Annotated in this window: 16 protein-coding genes and 1 tRNA gene; 9 read left to right on the top strand and 8 right to left on the bottom strand. The window is 62.4% G+C overall.

Annotated elements, in window-relative coordinates:
• Positions 1-71 precede the first annotated feature (71 nt).
• From sucC to recA, 4 genes are all read right to left on the bottom strand, one after another.
• Entirely contained in the window at positions 72-1,241 is a 1,170-nt protein-coding gene (gene sucC / locus M0D66_RS04720; protein WP_120303042.1) for an ADP-forming succinate--CoA ligase subunit beta, read from the bottom strand.
• Positions 1,238-1,987: a DUF2889 domain-containing protein gene (locus M0D66_RS04715; RefSeq protein ID WP_093635565.1), complete on the bottom strand. Its 750-nt coding sequence runs from the start codon at positions 1,985-1,987 to the stop codon at positions 1,238-1,240. Before M0D66_RS04715 ends, sucC begins: the two co-directional genes overlap by 4 nt.
• A 185-nt stretch (positions 1,988-2,172) precedes the next feature.
• On the bottom strand, positions 2,173-3,096 hold the full coding sequence (gene recX / locus M0D66_RS04710; RefSeq protein WP_211702408.1) for a recombination regulator RecX: 924 nt from the start codon (positions 3,094-3,096) through the stop codon (positions 2,173-2,175).
• Between the two features lie 10 nt (positions 3,097-3,106).
• Positions 3,107-4,183, bottom strand: coding sequence for a recombinase RecA (gene recA, locus M0D66_RS04705; protein WP_054034441.1), 1,077 nt, complete (start codon positions 4,181-4,183; stop codon positions 3,107-3,109).
• A gap of 233 nt (positions 4,184-4,416) precedes the next feature.
• Here recA and M0D66_RS04700 point away from each other — a divergent pair, with 233 nt between their 5' ends.
• The 5 genes from M0D66_RS04700 (at position 4,417) to M0D66_RS04680 (ending at position 9,210) form a co-directional block, all read left to right on the top strand.
• Positions 4,417-5,196, top strand: a complete 780-nt coding sequence (locus M0D66_RS04700) for a response regulator transcription factor (RefSeq protein ID WP_093635563.1) — start codon at positions 4,417-4,419, stop codon at positions 5,194-5,196.
• A 9-nt stretch (positions 5,197-5,205) separates the two neighbouring features.
• Positions 5,206-6,744 (top strand): sensor histidine kinase, encoded by a 1,539-nt coding sequence (locus tag M0D66_RS04695; RefSeq protein ID WP_266209179.1) that lies wholly within the window; start codon positions 5,206-5,208, stop codon positions 6,742-6,744.
• A gap of 229 nt (positions 6,745-6,973) precedes the next feature.
• Entirely contained in the window at positions 6,974-8,632 is a 1,659-nt protein-coding gene (locus M0D66_RS04690; protein WP_093635559.1) for an MFS transporter, read from the top strand.
• Positions 8,633-8,718: 86 nt separating this feature from the next.
• Positions 8,719-8,795: transfer RNA gene (locus M0D66_RS04685), tRNA-Met, on the top strand.
• An 85-nt stretch (positions 8,796-8,880) separates the two neighbouring features.
• On the top strand, positions 8,881-9,210 hold the full coding sequence (locus M0D66_RS04680) for a hypothetical protein (RefSeq protein ID WP_256455529.1): 330 nt from the start codon (positions 8,881-8,883) through the stop codon (positions 9,208-9,210).
• 128 nt (positions 9,211-9,338) lie between these two features.
• On the opposite strand, the gene M0D66_RS04675 is transcribed toward M0D66_RS04680, so the two are convergent.
• Positions 9,339-9,782, bottom strand: coding sequence for a MarR family winged helix-turn-helix transcriptional regulator (locus M0D66_RS04675; protein WP_054034675.1), 444 nt, complete (start codon positions 9,780-9,782; stop codon positions 9,339-9,341).
• Between the two features lie 157 nt (positions 9,783-9,939).
• On the opposite strand from M0D66_RS04675, the gene M0D66_RS04670 reads away from it, so the two are divergent.
• Positions 9,940-11,475, top strand: a complete 1,536-nt coding sequence (locus M0D66_RS04670) for a DHA2 family efflux MFS transporter permease subunit (RefSeq protein ID WP_266209178.1) — start codon at positions 9,940-9,942, stop codon at positions 11,473-11,475.
• 47 nt (positions 11,476-11,522) lie between these two features.
• Here the strand turns inward: M0D66_RS04670 and M0D66_RS04665 are convergent, their stop codons facing one another.
• Positions 11,523-12,230, bottom strand: a complete 708-nt coding sequence (locus M0D66_RS04665) for a FadR/GntR family transcriptional regulator (protein ID WP_367619538.1) — start codon at positions 12,228-12,230, stop codon at positions 11,523-11,525.
• A gap of 241 nt (positions 12,231-12,471) precedes the next feature.
• Between M0D66_RS04665 and dgoD the strand changes: the two genes are divergently transcribed.
• The 3 genes from dgoD (at position 12,472) to M0D66_RS04650 (ending at position 14,408) form a co-directional block, all read left to right on the top strand.
• On the top strand, positions 12,472-13,620 hold the full coding sequence (dgoD, locus tag M0D66_RS04660) for a galactonate dehydratase (RefSeq protein WP_093635551.1): 1,149 nt from the start codon (positions 12,472-12,474) through the stop codon (positions 13,618-13,620).
• Between the two features lie 228 nt (positions 13,621-13,848).
• Positions 13,849-14,151 carry a hypothetical protein gene (locus M0D66_RS04655; protein WP_093635549.1) on the top strand — a complete coding sequence of 101 codons (303 nt, stop codon included), beginning with the start codon at positions 13,849-13,851 and terminating at the stop codon, positions 14,149-14,151.
• 26 nt (positions 14,152-14,177) lie between these two features.
• Positions 14,178-14,408: a YodC family protein gene (locus tag M0D66_RS04650; RefSeq protein ID WP_093635754.1), complete on the top strand. Its 231-nt coding sequence runs from the start codon at positions 14,178-14,180 to the stop codon at positions 14,406-14,408.
• Positions 14,409-14,493: 85 nt separating this feature from the next.
• Here M0D66_RS04650 and M0D66_RS04645 read toward each other — a convergent pair whose 3' ends face one another.
• Both M0D66_RS04645 and copC read right to left on the bottom strand, forming a co-directional pair.
• On the bottom strand, positions 14,494-15,426 hold the full coding sequence (locus M0D66_RS04645) for a CopD family protein (RefSeq protein ID WP_266209177.1): 933 nt from the start codon (positions 15,424-15,426) through the stop codon (positions 14,494-14,496).
• On the bottom strand, positions 15,423-15,800 hold the full coding sequence (copC, locus tag M0D66_RS04640) for a copper homeostasis periplasmic binding protein CopC (protein ID WP_093635545.1): 378 nt from the start codon (positions 15,798-15,800) through the stop codon (positions 15,423-15,425). Before copC ends, M0D66_RS04645 begins: the two co-directional genes overlap by 4 nt.
• Between the last annotated feature and the right edge of the window lie 178 nt (positions 15,801-15,978).

Here is a 15,978-nt window from a genome sequence, read left to right as displayed (position 1 = left end):
TCGCCCGCGTCGCTGTTGCGCCACTCACGCGCCGCCATTCGTAATCCTGGTAAACGCGCTTGGGGTTTGGCTTACGCCTTGCCCGCAGCAGCCGCGACGACCTTCTGAGCCGCTTCTTCCATGCTGTCAGCCGCGATGATCGGCAGACCGGATTCAGCGAGCATCTTCTTGCCGAGGTCTTCGTTCGTGCCCTTCATGCGGACGACGAGCGGCACCTTCAGCGACACGGCCTTCGACGCCGCGATCACGCCTTCCGCGATCACGTCGCAGCGCATGATGCCGCCGAAAATGTTGACCAGAATCGCGGTCAGGTTCGGGTTCTTCAGCATGATCTTGAACGCTTCCGTGACCTTCTCGGTCGTGGCGCCACCGCCCACGTCCAGGAAGTTCGCCGGTTCGCCGCCGAACAGCTTGATGGTGTCCATCGTTGCCATTGCGAGGCCAGCGCCGTTCACGAGGCAGCCGATGTTGCCGTCGAGCGAGATGTAGGCGAGGTCGAACTTCGACGCTTCGACTTCAGCCGGATCTTCTTCATCCAGATCGCGATACGCGACGATTTCCGGATGACGGAACAGTGCGTTCGAATCGAAGTTGAATTTCGCGTCCAACGCGATGACCTTGCCGTCGCCGGTCAGGATCAGCGGGTTGATTTCGGCCAGCGATGCGTCGGTTTCCCAGAATGCCTTGTACAGGCCTTGCAGGATCGCGCGCGCTTGCGGCAGCGAAGCGGCGGGCACGCCGATCTTCGTTGCGAGCTCGTCGGCTTCGGCGTCTTTCAGACCGGTCGACGGATCGACGGCGATCTTGTGGATCAGCTCAGGCGTCTTTTCCGCGACTTCTTCGACGTCCATGCCGCCTTCGCTCGATGCCATCACGACGATCTTCTGCGAAACGCGATCGATCACGAGGCCGACATACAGTTCCTTCTTGATGTCAGCGCCTTCTTCGATCAGCAGACGATTCACCTTCTGGCCTTCCGGACCGGTCTGGTGCGTGACGAGCTGCATGCCGAGGATCTGGTTCGAGAATTCACGAACCTGTTCCAGCGACTTGGCGACTTTCACGCCGCCGCCCTTGCCACGGCCACCCGCGTGGATCTGAGCCTTCACGACCCATACCGGGCCGCCGAGCTCTTCCGCGGCCTTGACCGCATCATCCACCGAGAAGACCGGCTTGCCGCGCGGTACCGCGACGCCGAATTTCCGCAGGATTTCCTTACCCTGGTACTCGTGAATCTTCATGCGTGATTCCCTTCAGTCTGAGAGTTGGATTGAACTTCGTTTCCGCTGCCGTCGTTCATGCCGGACGCGTTGCCGCCCTCACCTGTCTGGCGGGCTGCCCCGTCGCCTGACGAAGCCGCGCGATCCGCTGTATACGGAGCGCGGCCATACCAGCGCGGATAAAACTGTTGCACCGCCTCGCCGTCGAAACGCAGCGCGTGGCAGCGTCCCAACTGGAATGGCGGTTTGTTTTTGGAATGCTCGTCTGTGCTGTCTTTGCTTCTGGACTGCTCGGTCCCGGAACTCGCCGCTTCGCCCGGCGTGTCTTCATTGGTGTTCCACACGTCGCCGGCGAACGCCTGGATTGCGGCGGTTGGCAAAAGCGCGCACAACTCGGTGAGATGCGTGCAGCCAGCCGTGCCGGCCAGCAAACGGGCAGCATCGCGACGGAAGTTGTGGAACAGATTGAGCCCGATGAGGGCACGGTAGGCGGGATTGCTGGCCTGGCACAACCCTGGATAGGGCACCCAGTCGGACGACGCTTCGGCGTCGACGACGTTGAGCTTGCGATCGATGGTGATGCGAAGCCAGAGTTCATGGATCGGCTGACCATTGGGCCGGACGCCCGACGCAAGCACCACATCGCGCGGTTTTTCGTCGGTCAAGCACGCTTCCACATCCCACAGGCCATCGGCTCGCTCATAGGCTTCCGCTCTGATTGCGCGACGATGGCGCAACTGACGGGATACTGGCGGGGAGAGCGGCATGCGGGAAGGAAAGGCCGGATTGGAAAACCCACGAATTTTAGCATACTGGGTATTTGAGACAGGCCGGAATGCGCAGGGCCGCCCAGCAGGCCGGAGAGCGCGGCAGACGCTATCTCAAAGTGGGAAGCGCACAGGTATGCGGCACGCGCTGTGCGCCAACCGGGATGACGCAGCTAGCCGCCGCATCACTCCTCGTCGAACCCTTTGAGAATTTTGCCAATCGTCGCGCCCGAGAAACCGCGCGATGCCAGAAAGCGCGCCTGCTTGGCCCGCTCGGCGGCAGTTTCTGGAAGCCGGTCGAATTTTTTCCGCCAAACGGCTTGGGCGCGCGCCAGTTCGGTCTCGCGCAGTTGCGCACTGGCTTCTTCGACCAGTGTTTGGTCGACCGCATGCTGCTTCAATTCGCCCACGATCCGGCTCGCGCCCAAGCGCGACGAGCGCCGATGGATCAGGCTTTCGGCAAAACGCGAGTCGGACAGCCAGTTTTCGGCTTCCAGCGCATCGAGCAAGGTATCGAGCGAATCGGTTTCCTCGACGAACGGCTTCAGCTTGCGTGCCAGTTCGGAGCGGCTGTATTCACGCCGGGACAAATAGCCGAGCGCACGTCCTTTTAGCGAACGGGCCGGACGTTGGGATTTTTTTGCCTCGTCCTGTTCCGGCTTCGCCTCGCCAAGCGTGCGGCGCGAGCGGGTATAGGTGGTTTCGGACGGGTCCGCGTCAGCCTGCGCGGATGGATCAGATTGCGGCTGGCGACCTGCGGCGCGATCGTGCGCGTCGAATGATTCGAAGGGATCGGCTTCGCCGGCTGCGGCAAAGGGATCGGGATCTGATGTGTATGAGCGTCTGGGGGCAGCGTTGCCGGCAGGATCACGCGGCGAACGTGAGGTGGAACGCCCGAAAGAGCTTCCAGAAGACTTGCCGACCGATGAACCGGATGAACGACTGAACGAACTGCTGGAATTGCTAGACGACTTTCCCGACGACCGCCCAAACGACCGCGTAGACCGGGAAGTCGATGAAGAGGACGACGACTCGAACGAATCGTCGCCACCGTCACGCGGGCCGTCCGCGTTGTGTCCAGCGTTGGACGGCGTCCGGCCCTTGCGTATCACGTGCTGGTTACTCTTCTTCGCCCGCGACTTCAGCGGCCGCACCGGTCGCCACTTCCGCCATGGCGTTCACGCCCAGCGATTCGCGGATGCGGTTTTCGATTTCACGAGCGATGTCCGGATTTTCGCGCAGGAATTCACGCGCGTTGTCCTTACCCTGACCAATACGTTCGCCGTTGTAGCTGTACCAGGCGCCGGCCTTGTCGACGATCTTGGCCTGCACGCCGAGGTCGATGACTTCGCCCTGACGGGAGATGCCCTCGCCATACAGAATGTCGAAAATCGCTTCGCGGAACGGCGGCGCAACCTTGTTCTTCACCACCTTCACGCGCGTTTCGTTACCGATCACTTCGTCGTTCTTCTTGATCGAACCGATCCGGCGAATGTCCAGACGCACCGACGCGTAAAACTTCAGCGCGTTACCACCCGTGGTGGTTTCCGGGTTGCCGAACATCACACCGATCTTCATACGGATCTGGTTGATGAAGATCACGAGGCAGTTGGTGCGCTTGATCGTACCGGTGAGCTTGCGCAGCGCTTGCGACATCAGACGCGCTTGCAGACCCGGCAGCGAGTCGCCCATTTCGCCTTCGATTTCGGCCTTCGGCACGAGTGCCGCGACCGAGTCGATCACGATCATGTCGATCGAGCCCGAGCGCACGAGTGCGTCAGCGATTTCGAGCGCCTGTTCACCGGTGTCCGGCTGCGAAACCAGCAGGTCGTTGACGTTCACGCCGAGCTTGCCCGCGTACTGGATATCCAGCGCGTGCTCCGCGTCGATAAACGCTGCCGTGCCGCCAAGCTTCTGCATTTCGGCGACGACTTGCAGCGTCAGCGTGGTTTTACCGGACGACTCCGGACCATAAATTTCGACCACCCGGCCACGCGGCAAACCGCCGACGCCCAGCGCGATATCGAGGCCGAGTGATCCCGTTGAGACCACCTGGATATCTTCGACCGCCTCACCTGCGCCGAGCCGCATGACCGACCCTTTGCCGAACTGCTTTTCGATCTGCGCAAGCGCGGCAGCGAGTGCCTTGCTCTTTTCAGCAGTCAGTCCAGCCGAGCCTTTCTTGCTTTCTTCCATGAATCGTCCTTTGCTATGATGAACGGCGTCTGAGGCAGATGTGCAGCCCAGTTTTCACGGACAGCACACGAAACTCAGACACTGTATAAAAAAACAGTAGTTTTGGCAAGCGCGATTCTCATGCGAACGCGCATTTTTACTGTCGCGCTGCCCAACTACCCACAATAATTTTCGGAGACCGCTGTGCGCCGGGGGGACACCCCAAGGTGCCGGCAAGGCCAGGCTTGCGCACCATGCGAATTCTGATTGCCGAAGACGACAGCATACTCGCGGACGGTCTGGTTCGATCACTCCGCCAATCGGCCTATGCCGTTGATCATGTGAAGAACGGCGTCGAGGCCGACACCGCCCTGTCGATGCAAACTTTCGACCTGCTGATCCTCGATCTGGGCCTGCCGCGCATGTCCGGGCTCGAGGTGCTGCGCCGCCTGCGCGCCCGCAACTCGACCGTGCCTGTGCTCATCCTCACGGCGGCGGACAGCGTCGACGAGCGCGTCAAAGGCCTCGATCTCGGCGCCGACGACTACATGGCCAAACCCTTCGCGCTGAACGAACTCGAGGCGCGCGTGCGCGCCCTGACCCGGCGCGGCGCGGGCGGCGGCCCGACGGTGGTGCGGCACGGCTCGCTGTCGTTCGACCAGGTTGGCCGGATCGCCTATGTCAACGAGCAGGTGATCGACCTGTCGGCACGCGAACTCGGTTTGCTCGAAGTGCTGCTGCAGCGGATCGGCCGGCTGGTGTCGAAGGAACAGCTCGTCGACCATCTGTGCGAATGGGGCGAAGAAGTCAGCAATAACGCGATCGAAGTCTACGTGCACCGGCTGCGTAAGAAGATCGAGCCGAGCGGCGTACGCATCATTACTGTGCGGGGCCTCGGATACTGCCTCGAGAAAGCCGCCCTGCCGTCGAACGTGAACGCGAACGTAAGCTCAAGCGCCAATCCGCCCGCCGAATCCGAGCCGCCCGCTTCGCCCTCCTCGGCCGCGATGCCCGCGAGCCACCACTTCAAATAGAGGGCCTCCATGTCCGCACGCGCAGATCGCGCCACGGCGCACGCGGCGGACCTCGACGAGGTGCGCGACGAGCGCTACGCCAATCCGTTCGCCCCGCCCGACGAGACCGAAGCCGCCGCCGAAGCGCGCCCACGCTCGCTGTTTGGCGAGATTCTCGACTGGATGCTGGCGCCGCTCCTGTTGCTATGGCCGATGAGCCTCGCGGTCACCTACCTGGTCGCCAAGTCGATCGCCAACGGCCCGTTCGACCGCGCGCTCGAAACCGACGCCTACGTGCTCGCCCGCCAGATCCATCCGATCAACGGTGTGGCGGAGCTGTCGCTGCCCGACTCCACCCGCGACTTTCTGCGCGCCGACAATGTCGACAGCGTGTTCTATCAGGTGCTCGGCACGCGCGGCGAACTGGTGGGCGGCGAGCGCGACATGCCGTTGCCGCATGAGGAAGACCGGCCGCCGCCGGGCCTCGTCGAATTCCGCGACGACGTGCTGCGCGGCAACGATATCCGTGTCGCCTATACGACCGTCGAGTTTCCGCAGACGCCCGGCGCCCAGCCGGTGCTGGTGCAGGTCGCCGAGACGCTCGACAAGCGCAGCCAGCTTGCCAACGACATCATCAAAGGCGTGATCCTGCCGCAGTTCGTGATCCTGCCGCTGGCGATCCTGCTGGTGTGGTTCGGCCTGTCGCGTGGACTCGCGCCGCTGCACGCCCTGCAGGCGCATATTCGCGCGCGCCGCCCAGACGATCTGTCGCCGCTCGAAGCCCGCCGCGCGCCGCCGGAAATCGAGCCGCTGGTGACGTCGTTCAACGACCTGCTGACGCGCCTCGAACAGAACATGGAATTGCAGAAGCGGTTTATCGCCGACGCCGCGCATCAGATGAAAACACCGCTTGCCGGTCTGCGCACCCAGGCCGAGCTTGCGCTGCGCCAGGATGCCTCCGAGGAAGTCCACCGCTCGCTCGAACAGATCGCCACCAGCTCCGAGCACGCGGCGCGCCTCGTCACCCAGTTGCTGGCGCTGGCGCGCGCGGAGAACCGGATGTCGGGCCAGATTTTCACGCCGGTCGAGGTGACCGAAGTAGCGCGCAGCGCGGTGCGCGACTGGGTTCAGGCCGCGCTTGCCAAGCAGATGGACCTCGGTTATGAAGCGCCCGAAAAACCGGTTGAAGTCGACGGCAATCCGGTCATGCTGCGGGAAATGCTGTCGAATCTGATCGACAACGCAATCCGCTACACACCGCCTGGCGGGCGGATCACCGTGCGGGTGCGGCACGACGCGTCCGCGCGACTCGTGCATCTGGAAGTAGAAGACACCGGGCTCGGCATTCCGGTGGCCGAGCGCTCGCGGGTAGTCGAGCGTTTTTATCGGATTCTCGGCCGCGAAGGCGACGGCAGCGGCCTTGGGCTTGCGATCGTCCGCGAGATCACGACGATGCACGGCGGGGAGATGAGCATTGACGATAACGTCTATCAAACCTCCCCGCGGCTTGCCGGAACCCTCGTGCGTGTCAGCTTGCACGTGCTCGAACGGGCACGGGACTTACCCTAAGAGCGCAAAAACCCACGCTGATCCGGCGCCATATTGAGAGACGTTTGTCAAAAATTATAAGAACTTAACCGCCAGTTGCTGAATTTTGATGGGATTTCCCTCCGCACACCGGAAACTGCCATTTCACCCCTCCACGTCAGTACGCCGTAAGTTTCCACTCCAATAATCGGTTTCACGGGAACGCCTTTGCCGGCGGACCGCGTGCACATATCAATATTGGAGACAACATATGGCTACCGTTGGCGGGCAAATCTCGCACGTGCCAATGACGAAAGAAGAGAAGCGGGTGATCTTCGCGTCGTCGCTGGGTACGGTTTTCGAGTGGTACGACTTCTATCTGGCCGGCTCACTCGCCATCTTCATCAGCAAGAGCTTCTTCTCCGGCGTCAATCCGACTGCCGCTTTCATCTTCACGCTCCTCAGCTTCGCCGCAGGTTTCGCAGTTCGGCCGTTCGGCGCGATCGTATTCGGCCGCCTCGGCGATATGGTCGGGCGCAAATACACGTTCCTCATCACGATCGTGATCATGGGTCTGTCGACCTTCCTGGTCGGCTTCCTTCCCGGCTATGCGTCGATCGGCATTGTGTCGCCAGTGATCTTCATCGCGATGCGGATGCTGCAAGGCCTCGCACTCGGCGGCGAGTACGGCGGTGCGGCCACCTACGTCGCGGAACATGCGCCGGCGGGACGCCGAGGCTTCTACACCGCATGGATCCAGACGACCGCCACGCTCGGCCTGTTCCTCTCGCTGCTGGTAATTCTCGGCGTGCGCACGGCCATGGGCGAAGACGCGTTCGGCGCATGGGGCTGGCGCATTCCGTTCATCGCGTCGATCATCCTGCTCGGCGTGTCGGTGTGGATTCGTCTGCAACTGCATGAATCGCCGGTGTTCGAGCGCATCAAGGCCGAAGGCAAAACCTCGAAGGCGCCACTGTCCGAAGCGTTCGGTCAATGGAAGAACCTGAAGATCGTGATTCTCGCGCTGATCGGCCTGACCGCCGGCCAGGCCGTGGTCTGGTACACGGGTCAGTTCTACACGCTGTTCTTCCTGACGCAGACGCTGAAGGTCGACGGCGCGACGGCCAACATCCTGATCGCGATCGCGCTCCTGATCGGCACGCCGTTCTTCCTGTTCTTCGGCTCGCTGTCGGACCGCATCGGCCGCAAGCCGATCATCATGGCCGGCCTGCTGATTGCTGCCTGCACGTACTTCCCGCTGTTCAAGGCGCTGAGTCACTACACGAACCCGGCGCTGGAAGCGGCCACGGCGAAGTCCCCGATTGTCGTGATCGCGAACCCGGATGAGTGTTCGTTCCAGTTCAATCCGGTCGGCACGGCGAAGTTCACGAGCTCCTGCGATATCGCCAAGAGCGCGCTCTCGAAAGCCGGCTTGAACTACGAGAACGTCGCCGCGCCTGCCGGCTCGCTGGCGGAGATCAAGGTCGGCGATACGGTGATCAACACGTATGACGGCAAGGCCGCCGACGCCAAGGACCAGGGCAAGGTGTTCGACAAGACTCTTGCGACCACGCTGAAGACCGCCGGCTATCCGCCGAAGGCCGATCCATCGCAGATCAACTGGCCGATGAGCGTGGTGATCCTGACGATCATGATGATCTACGTGACGATGGTCTACGGGCCGATTGCGGCGATGCTGGTGGAGATGTTCCCGACGCGCATCCGCTATACCTCGATGTCGCTGCCGTATCACATCGGCAATGGCTGGTTCGGCGGCTTCTTGCCGGCGACCGCCTTCGCGATCGTGGCGGCCAAGGGCAACATCTACTCGGGGCTGTGGTATCCGATTGTGGTCGCGCTCATCACGCTCGTGATCGGCGTGCTGTTCGTGAGGGAAACCAAGGACTCGGACATCTACGCGAAGGACTGAAACGCCGGACAGCCCGGGCAATTTAAAAAAGTTGCGGGCCGGGGGTTGACAGCCTCCGGCCCTATCCTCATAATCTCGCTTCTTTCGGCGAATTAGCTCAGTTGGTTAGAGCGACGGAATCATAATCCGCAGGTCCGGGGTTCGAGTCCCTGATTCGCCACCAGTTGCAAGAAGAAGCCGCTGATCCACAAGGTCAGCGGCTTTTTTGTTTTGGCTTTCCCAAACAGCAACTTCAAGGAGGTTTCTTGATGACGTTCCGTACCGCCGCGCTTGCCGTGGCCACCGCATCCAGCACGCTTCTCGCCGCCGCATCGCCGCTCTCCGCCAACGCCCAAACGCCGCCCGACAGTCAGTGGCGCGCCAGTTCGCTCACGCTCTCGACCTTGCTGCAGGACGGCTACAAAATCGTCGCTGTTGTGAACGGCGTGCGTGGCAACGCCGGCCCAACCGATACGATCTTCGTTCAGCGCGATCAGAGCGCCTTCAAATGTCTCGACCCGTCGTCGCCCGATGCGAAATCGAAGGCTGCATGCTTCGAACTGGTTCAGCCGTCAGGTGCCGCCCCCGAATCCAAATAGGCGGATGACTTTGCACAATCGCGTCGTCGGCTTTAACGCCCGCAACTAAAAAAGGAGCTGGCTTGCGCCAGCTCCTTTGCAATGTCTTAGCCCGGTCCTGCTCTAACTAAAACGGCCAAGCCCCACGCTCACCGATCCACCAGTCGGCTGAGATTCCCGCGCACCCGTTGCAGCAGCGCGATAAGCTGCTTCGCTTCTTCGTCGGTAAAACCGTTCAGCGCTTCGAGCGCAACTTCATCGCCCACTTTGCGGGCCTTGCCGAGCGTGCGCTCGGCCTTCGGTGTCATGCGCACCTGACGTTCGCGGCGATCCTCCGGATTGGCCGTGCGCTCGATCCAGCCGCCCTCTTCCATCCGGTCCAGCAGACGCCCCGCCGAAATCGGCGCGACTTCGAGCAGGTCCGCGAGCCGCGCCTGATTGACGTCGCCGTAATGGGCGAGATTGGCCAGCACGCGGCACTGCGCGCGCGTCAGATCGACCGATGACTTCGCGAGATCGTCGAAACGCTTGCCTGTCAGGCGGCCGACGTCGGAAATCAGAAAGCCGAAGCGCTCTTCGAGTTGGGTAGTCATGCGCCGATTATACGAAAGGGTTTCGTTTGTCATCGTCGGAATGGGCGCAAAACCAGCGCAGCGGGCGTAATTCAGGCTCCGCATAAATCCTGGTGGGCGGATGCATTTGCAGCCAATATAATAAGCATGCTTACTATATCGAAGGTCCTGCTCTCCCATGTCAACCGACTCCGCGTCGACGAGCGCCGCCCCGCTCAATCGGCCGATGATCACCGTCTCGATCATGCTCGCGACGCTGATCCAGACGCTCGACAGCACCATCGCCAACGTCGCACTGCCGCACATGCAAGGCGCGCTGTCGGCGTCGCAGGATGAGATCACGTGGGTGCTGACTTCGTACATCGTCGCGGCCGCGATCGCCACGCCGCTGACCGGCTGGCTATCCGACCGGTTGAGCGTCAAGCGGCTGCTGATCTTCGCGATCGGCGGCTTTACGGTGGCCTCGGCGTTATGCGGCTTGTCGGAAACGCTGACGCAGATCGTCGCATCGCGTTTGCTGCAGGGGATTTTCGGGGCCTCGCTGGTGCCACTGTCGCAGTCGATCCTGCTCGACATCAATCCGCGCGAAAAGCAGGGCCAGGCGATGGCGGTGTGGGGCATGGGCGTGATGGTCGGGCCGATTCTCGGGCCGACGCTCGGCGGCTGGCTCACCGATAGCTACAACTGGCGCTGGGTGTTTTTCATCAACGTGCCGATCGGTGCGTTCGCGCTGTTCGGCGTGGCGACCTTCCTGCCCGCGCGTGAACCGAAGCACGATGCGAAGTTCGACGCGTTCGGCTTTGCCACCCTGGGTCTCGCAATCGGCGCGCTGCAGGCGATGCTCGACCGCGGCGAGCAACTCGACTGGTTCGGCTCGAATGAGATCGTCATCGAGGCGCTGGTCGCGGCGATCAGCTTCGCGTTCTTCCTCGTGCATACGGCCACGGTCGGCAAGAAATCGTTCTTCAAATACGAATTGCTGAAGGACCCGAACTTCGCCACCGGCACGTTCTTCATCTTCGTGATCGGCGCGGTGATGTATGCGACGCGTGCGTTGCTGCCGCCGATGCTGCAAAACCTGATGAACTATCCCGTGGCGACCACGGGTCTCGTCACAGCGCCGAGCGGCGCGGGAACCATGGTGGCGATGCTGTTCGCCGGACGGCTATTGAAGCGGATCGACGCGCGGCTTCTCCTGCTCGCCGGCTTCCTGATCTCCGCGTTCGCACTGTGGCAGATGATGCATTACACGATCGTGCTGTCGGAGTCGGACATCGTCTGGCCTGGCGTGGTTCAGGGCTTTGGTCTCGGCCTCGTGTTCGTGCCGTTGAGCGCGCTGACCTTCTCCACGCTCACGCCCGAACTGCGCGCGGACGGCACGGCGACGTACAGCCTGATGCGCAATATCGGCAGCAGTATTGGCATTTCGATCGTGCAGACGCTGATGACCCGCAACACGCAGGTCTCGCATGCCGACCTCGCAGCGAATGTCACGCCGTTCAATCCGGCAATCCAGCCGATGCTCGGTAGCGGCTCGAATTACGACCTGGCGGTGCTGAATGCGTCGATTACGCAGCAGGCGTCGATGATCGCGTATCTGAATGACTTCAAGCTGATGTTCGTGGCGACGCTACTGGTCATTCCACTGCTGCTGTTGATCCGACCAGCGCGCCAGGCGCCGGATGCATCAGTGGCGCACGCGGCGATGGATTGAGAATGATGATGGCGTCAAGCGGGAGCGGCAGAGTTTTCGCGTCAAGCTCACGCTTCGATTCTTCCGCGCGTCACGCCCAGCAATCCTGCCATTGCTTCTCGCGCCGCCGTTGCGTCACGGTTGCGGATCGCTTCGAACACGGCCGTGTGTTCGGCCAGCGACGCGTTGAACACGTCGGCGCGTTTCGCGTTCAGGCGTAGCTGCGCTTCCAATGTGCGCTCGATCAGTGTGCCGAGCGGAATCAGCAATTCGTTGCTGCAGGCCGTCAGCACGCTTAGATGAAACTGCAGATCGGCGCGCACCCATTCATCGACGTTACGCGCCCCGACCATCGACGCATGCGCTGCCGCGAGCGCATTGAAGGTGTCGTCCGTATGCGAGGCCGCCGCCAGCCCCGCCGCGTATGGCTCGATCATCTCGCGCATTTCCTGCAGCTTGAGCGCGAAGGCCATCGGCTCGGCGACGCGGGAATACCAGTCGAGCACATCGACATCGAGCAGATTCCACGCATGTTTCGGCCGCACCCGCGTGCCCACCCGTGGCCGCGATTCGATCAGCCCTTTCGACGTCAGCGTACGCAGCGCTTCGCGCAACACTGTCCGGCTCACGCCGAAGGTGTCCATCAACTCCGCCTCGCGCGGCAGGATCGAATCGGGCGCGTAGTCGCCGCGCAGAATCGCGGTCGCCAGCAGATGGGCGACGCGCCCATGCAGATCGTGCTGAATAGCTTTCTCCCAGCGGCCTCTCGGCGCTATTGATATTGGACCTGAGCCCGGAACGACCGCGATTATCCGGTATCTCCACTTGCCAACTTCTGAATGCAGCGCCGTTGCCGGGTTGGCATGCTCGGCGGCGTTCAGTTGCGACCTCGTCGTCGCCAGCCACTATTTGGCTAATAGTACTATTAATAGTACTTAATCGCACTTTTGTTGTAGCATGTGAATCCTCGAAATTGCCCGCACACGCAGGCACCCAAGCCGCAAGGAGACACACATCATGAAAATCACCAAGCTCGAAACCTTTATCGTCCCGCCGCGTTGGTGCTTCCTGAAGATCGAGACGGATGAAGGCATCGTCGGCTGGGGCGAGCCGGTGGTCGAAGGCCGCGCGCATACGGTGGCCGCCGCCGTCGAGGAACTGTCCGACTATCTGATCGGCAAAGACCCGCTGCTGATCGAAGATCACTGGCAGGTGATGTATCGCTCGGGCTTCTACCGCGGCGGCCCGATCACCATGAGCGCGATCGCCGGCGTCGACCAGGCGCTGTGGGACATCAAGGGCAAGCATCATGGCGTGCCGATTCACGCGCTGCTCGGCGGCCAGGTTCGCGACAAGATCAAGGTGTATTCGTGGATCGGCGGCGACCGTCCGAGCGACGTCGCAAACAATGCTCGCGCCGTGGTCGAACGCGGCTTCAAGGCCGTGAAGATGAACGGCTCCGAAGAGTTGCAGATCATCGACACCTTCGACAAGGTGCAAGGCGTCATCAACAACGTCGCCGCCGTGCGCGAAGCGGTGGGACCGAACATCGGCATCGGCGTGGACTTCCACGGCCGCGTGCATAAGCCGATGGCGAAGGTGCTGGCCAAAGAACTCGACCCGTACAAGCTGCTCTTCATCGAAGAGCCGGTGCTGTCGGAAAACGCGGAAGCCTTGCGCGACATCGTCAACCAGACCAACACGCCGATCGCTTTGGGTGAACGTCTGTATTCGCGCTGGGACTTCAAGCACATCCTGTCGGGCGGCTACGTCGACATCATCCAGCCGGACGCGTCGCACGCGGGCGGGATTACCGAATGTCGCAAGATCGCCTCGATGGCCGAGGCGTACGACGTCGCGCTCGCGCTGCACTGCCCGCTCGGCCCGATCGCTTTGGCCACCTGCCTGCAGATCGACGCGGTGAGCTACAACGCGTTCATCCAGGAACAGAGCCTGGGCATTCACTACAACCAGGGCAACGACCTGCTCGACTACATCAGGAACCCCGAAGTCTTCAAATACGAAGACGGCTTTGTGTCGATCCCGCAAGGCCCGGGCCTCGGCATCGAAGTGAACGAAGAGAAGGTGCGCGAGATGGCGAAGGTCGGCCACCGCTGGCGCAATCCGGTGTGGCGCCATGAGGATGGCAGCGTCGCGGAATGGTAATGGCCGGCGCGCACGTTACGGCAGACGTAGCGTGCGCCGTCTCAGTTACGTAACACCACGGACCGAAGCCGCCTGAATACGCCCTTTCCGGCACTTTCCCGGCGCCGCCGCACTATCCGCAAAGCCTTATCCACAAAGGCTTTCAAGCCGTTTGTTCGGCATCAGACATACGCATGGCCCGCTCCTTGCTCAAATGCATTCAGAACGACAAATGCATCGGGGAACTTCATGGGCGAATTCCTTCCAGACTATCTGATCCGCGAACAGGCCGCCGTCGGCGCACTGGTGGTGTTCGGCGTGCTTCGCATCTTCGGCGCGATGCTCGCGTATGAACGCGGCTGGCGCATCTCGGTAGTCGAAAAATGCTTTATCGCGGCCGCGGTGCTGTACTGCCTGCCGCAACTCTTCGACCTGCTCACCCACATGTATGGCTCGCGTGCCGCCGGCGCGGAACTGGAAGGCAAAGCCGCGGGCTGCGCGATCGCGCTCTTCTGCGCGCCGATTCTCGGACACCGGCTCGGCCTCGAATGATTGGGTTCGTCGAACGGACGCTCATCATGCGACTGCGAAAGAAACCTGCGAGCCCCGCGAAGCCTGCCTACCGGGCCGGCGACGTCCTGACGCTCAAATCCGGTGGACGTCCGATGACCGCCACCTGGAGCGGACCGGTGCTGTTCGCGCCGGGCAACTGGTTGATCTGCCAGTGGTTCGGCAACGACGGCGAACTGCAGCAGGAAATGTTTCCGGAAGAGACGCTGGAACGGGCGCACAACGCGTTCACCGCCTAGAGGGCAGTAACGGATCAGCCGGCCACCGCCGGGCGACCGTGTGTATTGCGCCGCACGCCTTTGCTGTGCGGCGCTTTTTTTGGCCTTAACTGCCCAACGCGGCAAATGCCGGCACGCTGTGCGACAAGACCGCCGCCGCGACAAACACGCCGATCATCGCCAGCGCTTCGAGATACAGCACGTTGACGAAGGTATGCGCGTCCATCGTCGAGGCCGTGCGGCGCAGGCGCGGCAGCGCCGAGAAACGATTGAGCCCGCCGAGCACCAGCGCGAGCGCGACTAACGCAAGCTTCAGCGTCAGCACATGGCCCCATGTGCTCATCTCGATGGCTTCGAACGAGCCGCCCGAGCCACGCACGGCGTTGAAGATCCCGGTGAGCAGCACCAGCCCGACCGCCACCACAGATACGCTCGACACCTGGGTCGCCGTGCGGATCAGCATCCCGCGTGCGGTCGACGTGCCGAGCGCGGGCAATACCGCCAGCCCCGCCGCCATCGCCAGTCCGCCCCAGACGCTCGTCACCAGCACATGCAGCGTCTGCATGCCGATCGCCGCCGAAGCCGGACCGGCATCGGCCGCATGTCCGAGCGACGCCTTGCCTGCCGCGATCGCGATCACCGCGAGCCACAGCAGCGCATTGCGCAGCATACCCGTATGACTGGCCATGGCCGTGCCCAGCAGCACCAGCGCGCCGGCGAACGCCACGCTCCAGCCGTAACCGACATGGGTTTGCGTCAAGACAGTCGGCACCACGCCAATCGCCGCCGGCAACGCGACGCCGCTCATCGACGCCGCCTGATACAGCAGCCAGCCCAGGTCCGCGAGCACCAGCACGACGGATGCCGTCAGCATCGACCGTTGCGCGCGCAACCAGGCGGGCCGTGCGGGGTTGATCTTGCTCTGCGCGTCGTTGGCGAGCCAGGCGCTGAGCAGCGCCGAACCGACGGCAAACGCAAACGCGACATTCATGAGCGCGGCCATCGCGACCTGCCCGATCCACAGTCCGTCCATGCTCATTTGACGATGAACGCGAAGTTGCCTTGCGTACGGTGGCCGTCCGTGGCTACCGCGATCCAATGCACCGCGTAGCGGCCGGCCGTCAGTTGCGGCAGCGCCAGGTGCATAACCTTTGCGTCACTTTGGTCGACTTGCGACGCAGCCGGTGCGGCGGGCTTGCCGCTCGCGTCGCTCAGTTCGATCCGGCTGAACGCCGGTTCGAGCGGCTCGGTGAAATGGATCGTCACTTCAGTGGCAGCGGCCACTTCGGCGTTTGCCGCAGGCTCGCTCGACACCAGATGCGCATGCGCGAAAGCCGTGGACGTCATGGCCAGCGCCGCGGCGCCGAACGTCAACGCATGGAGCGCCGGACGGGAAAAATTGAATAGCTTCATGTAAGGCAGATAGCTCGTGGAAAGTAAAACGGTAGACGGTGAGCCGAAGGTCGTCCGCGTCGGACGGACGCCGGCGCGCCCGGAAGTGTACGCTTCGATGGCCGGCGCGCGCGTCGGTTCAACCTGCTTTGTCATGCAAGCCGGCATGAACGCAACATGCGTCAGCGATCCCGGGGAT

It is taken from the genome of Paraburkholderia sp. SECH2 (genome assembly GCF_030464795.1).
In the GTDB taxonomy this organism is placed as follows: Bacteria; Pseudomonadota; Gammaproteobacteria; order Burkholderiales; family Burkholderiaceae; genus Paraburkholderia; species Paraburkholderia aspalathi.
This window is presented reverse-complemented; position numbering and strand designations above follow the sequence as displayed.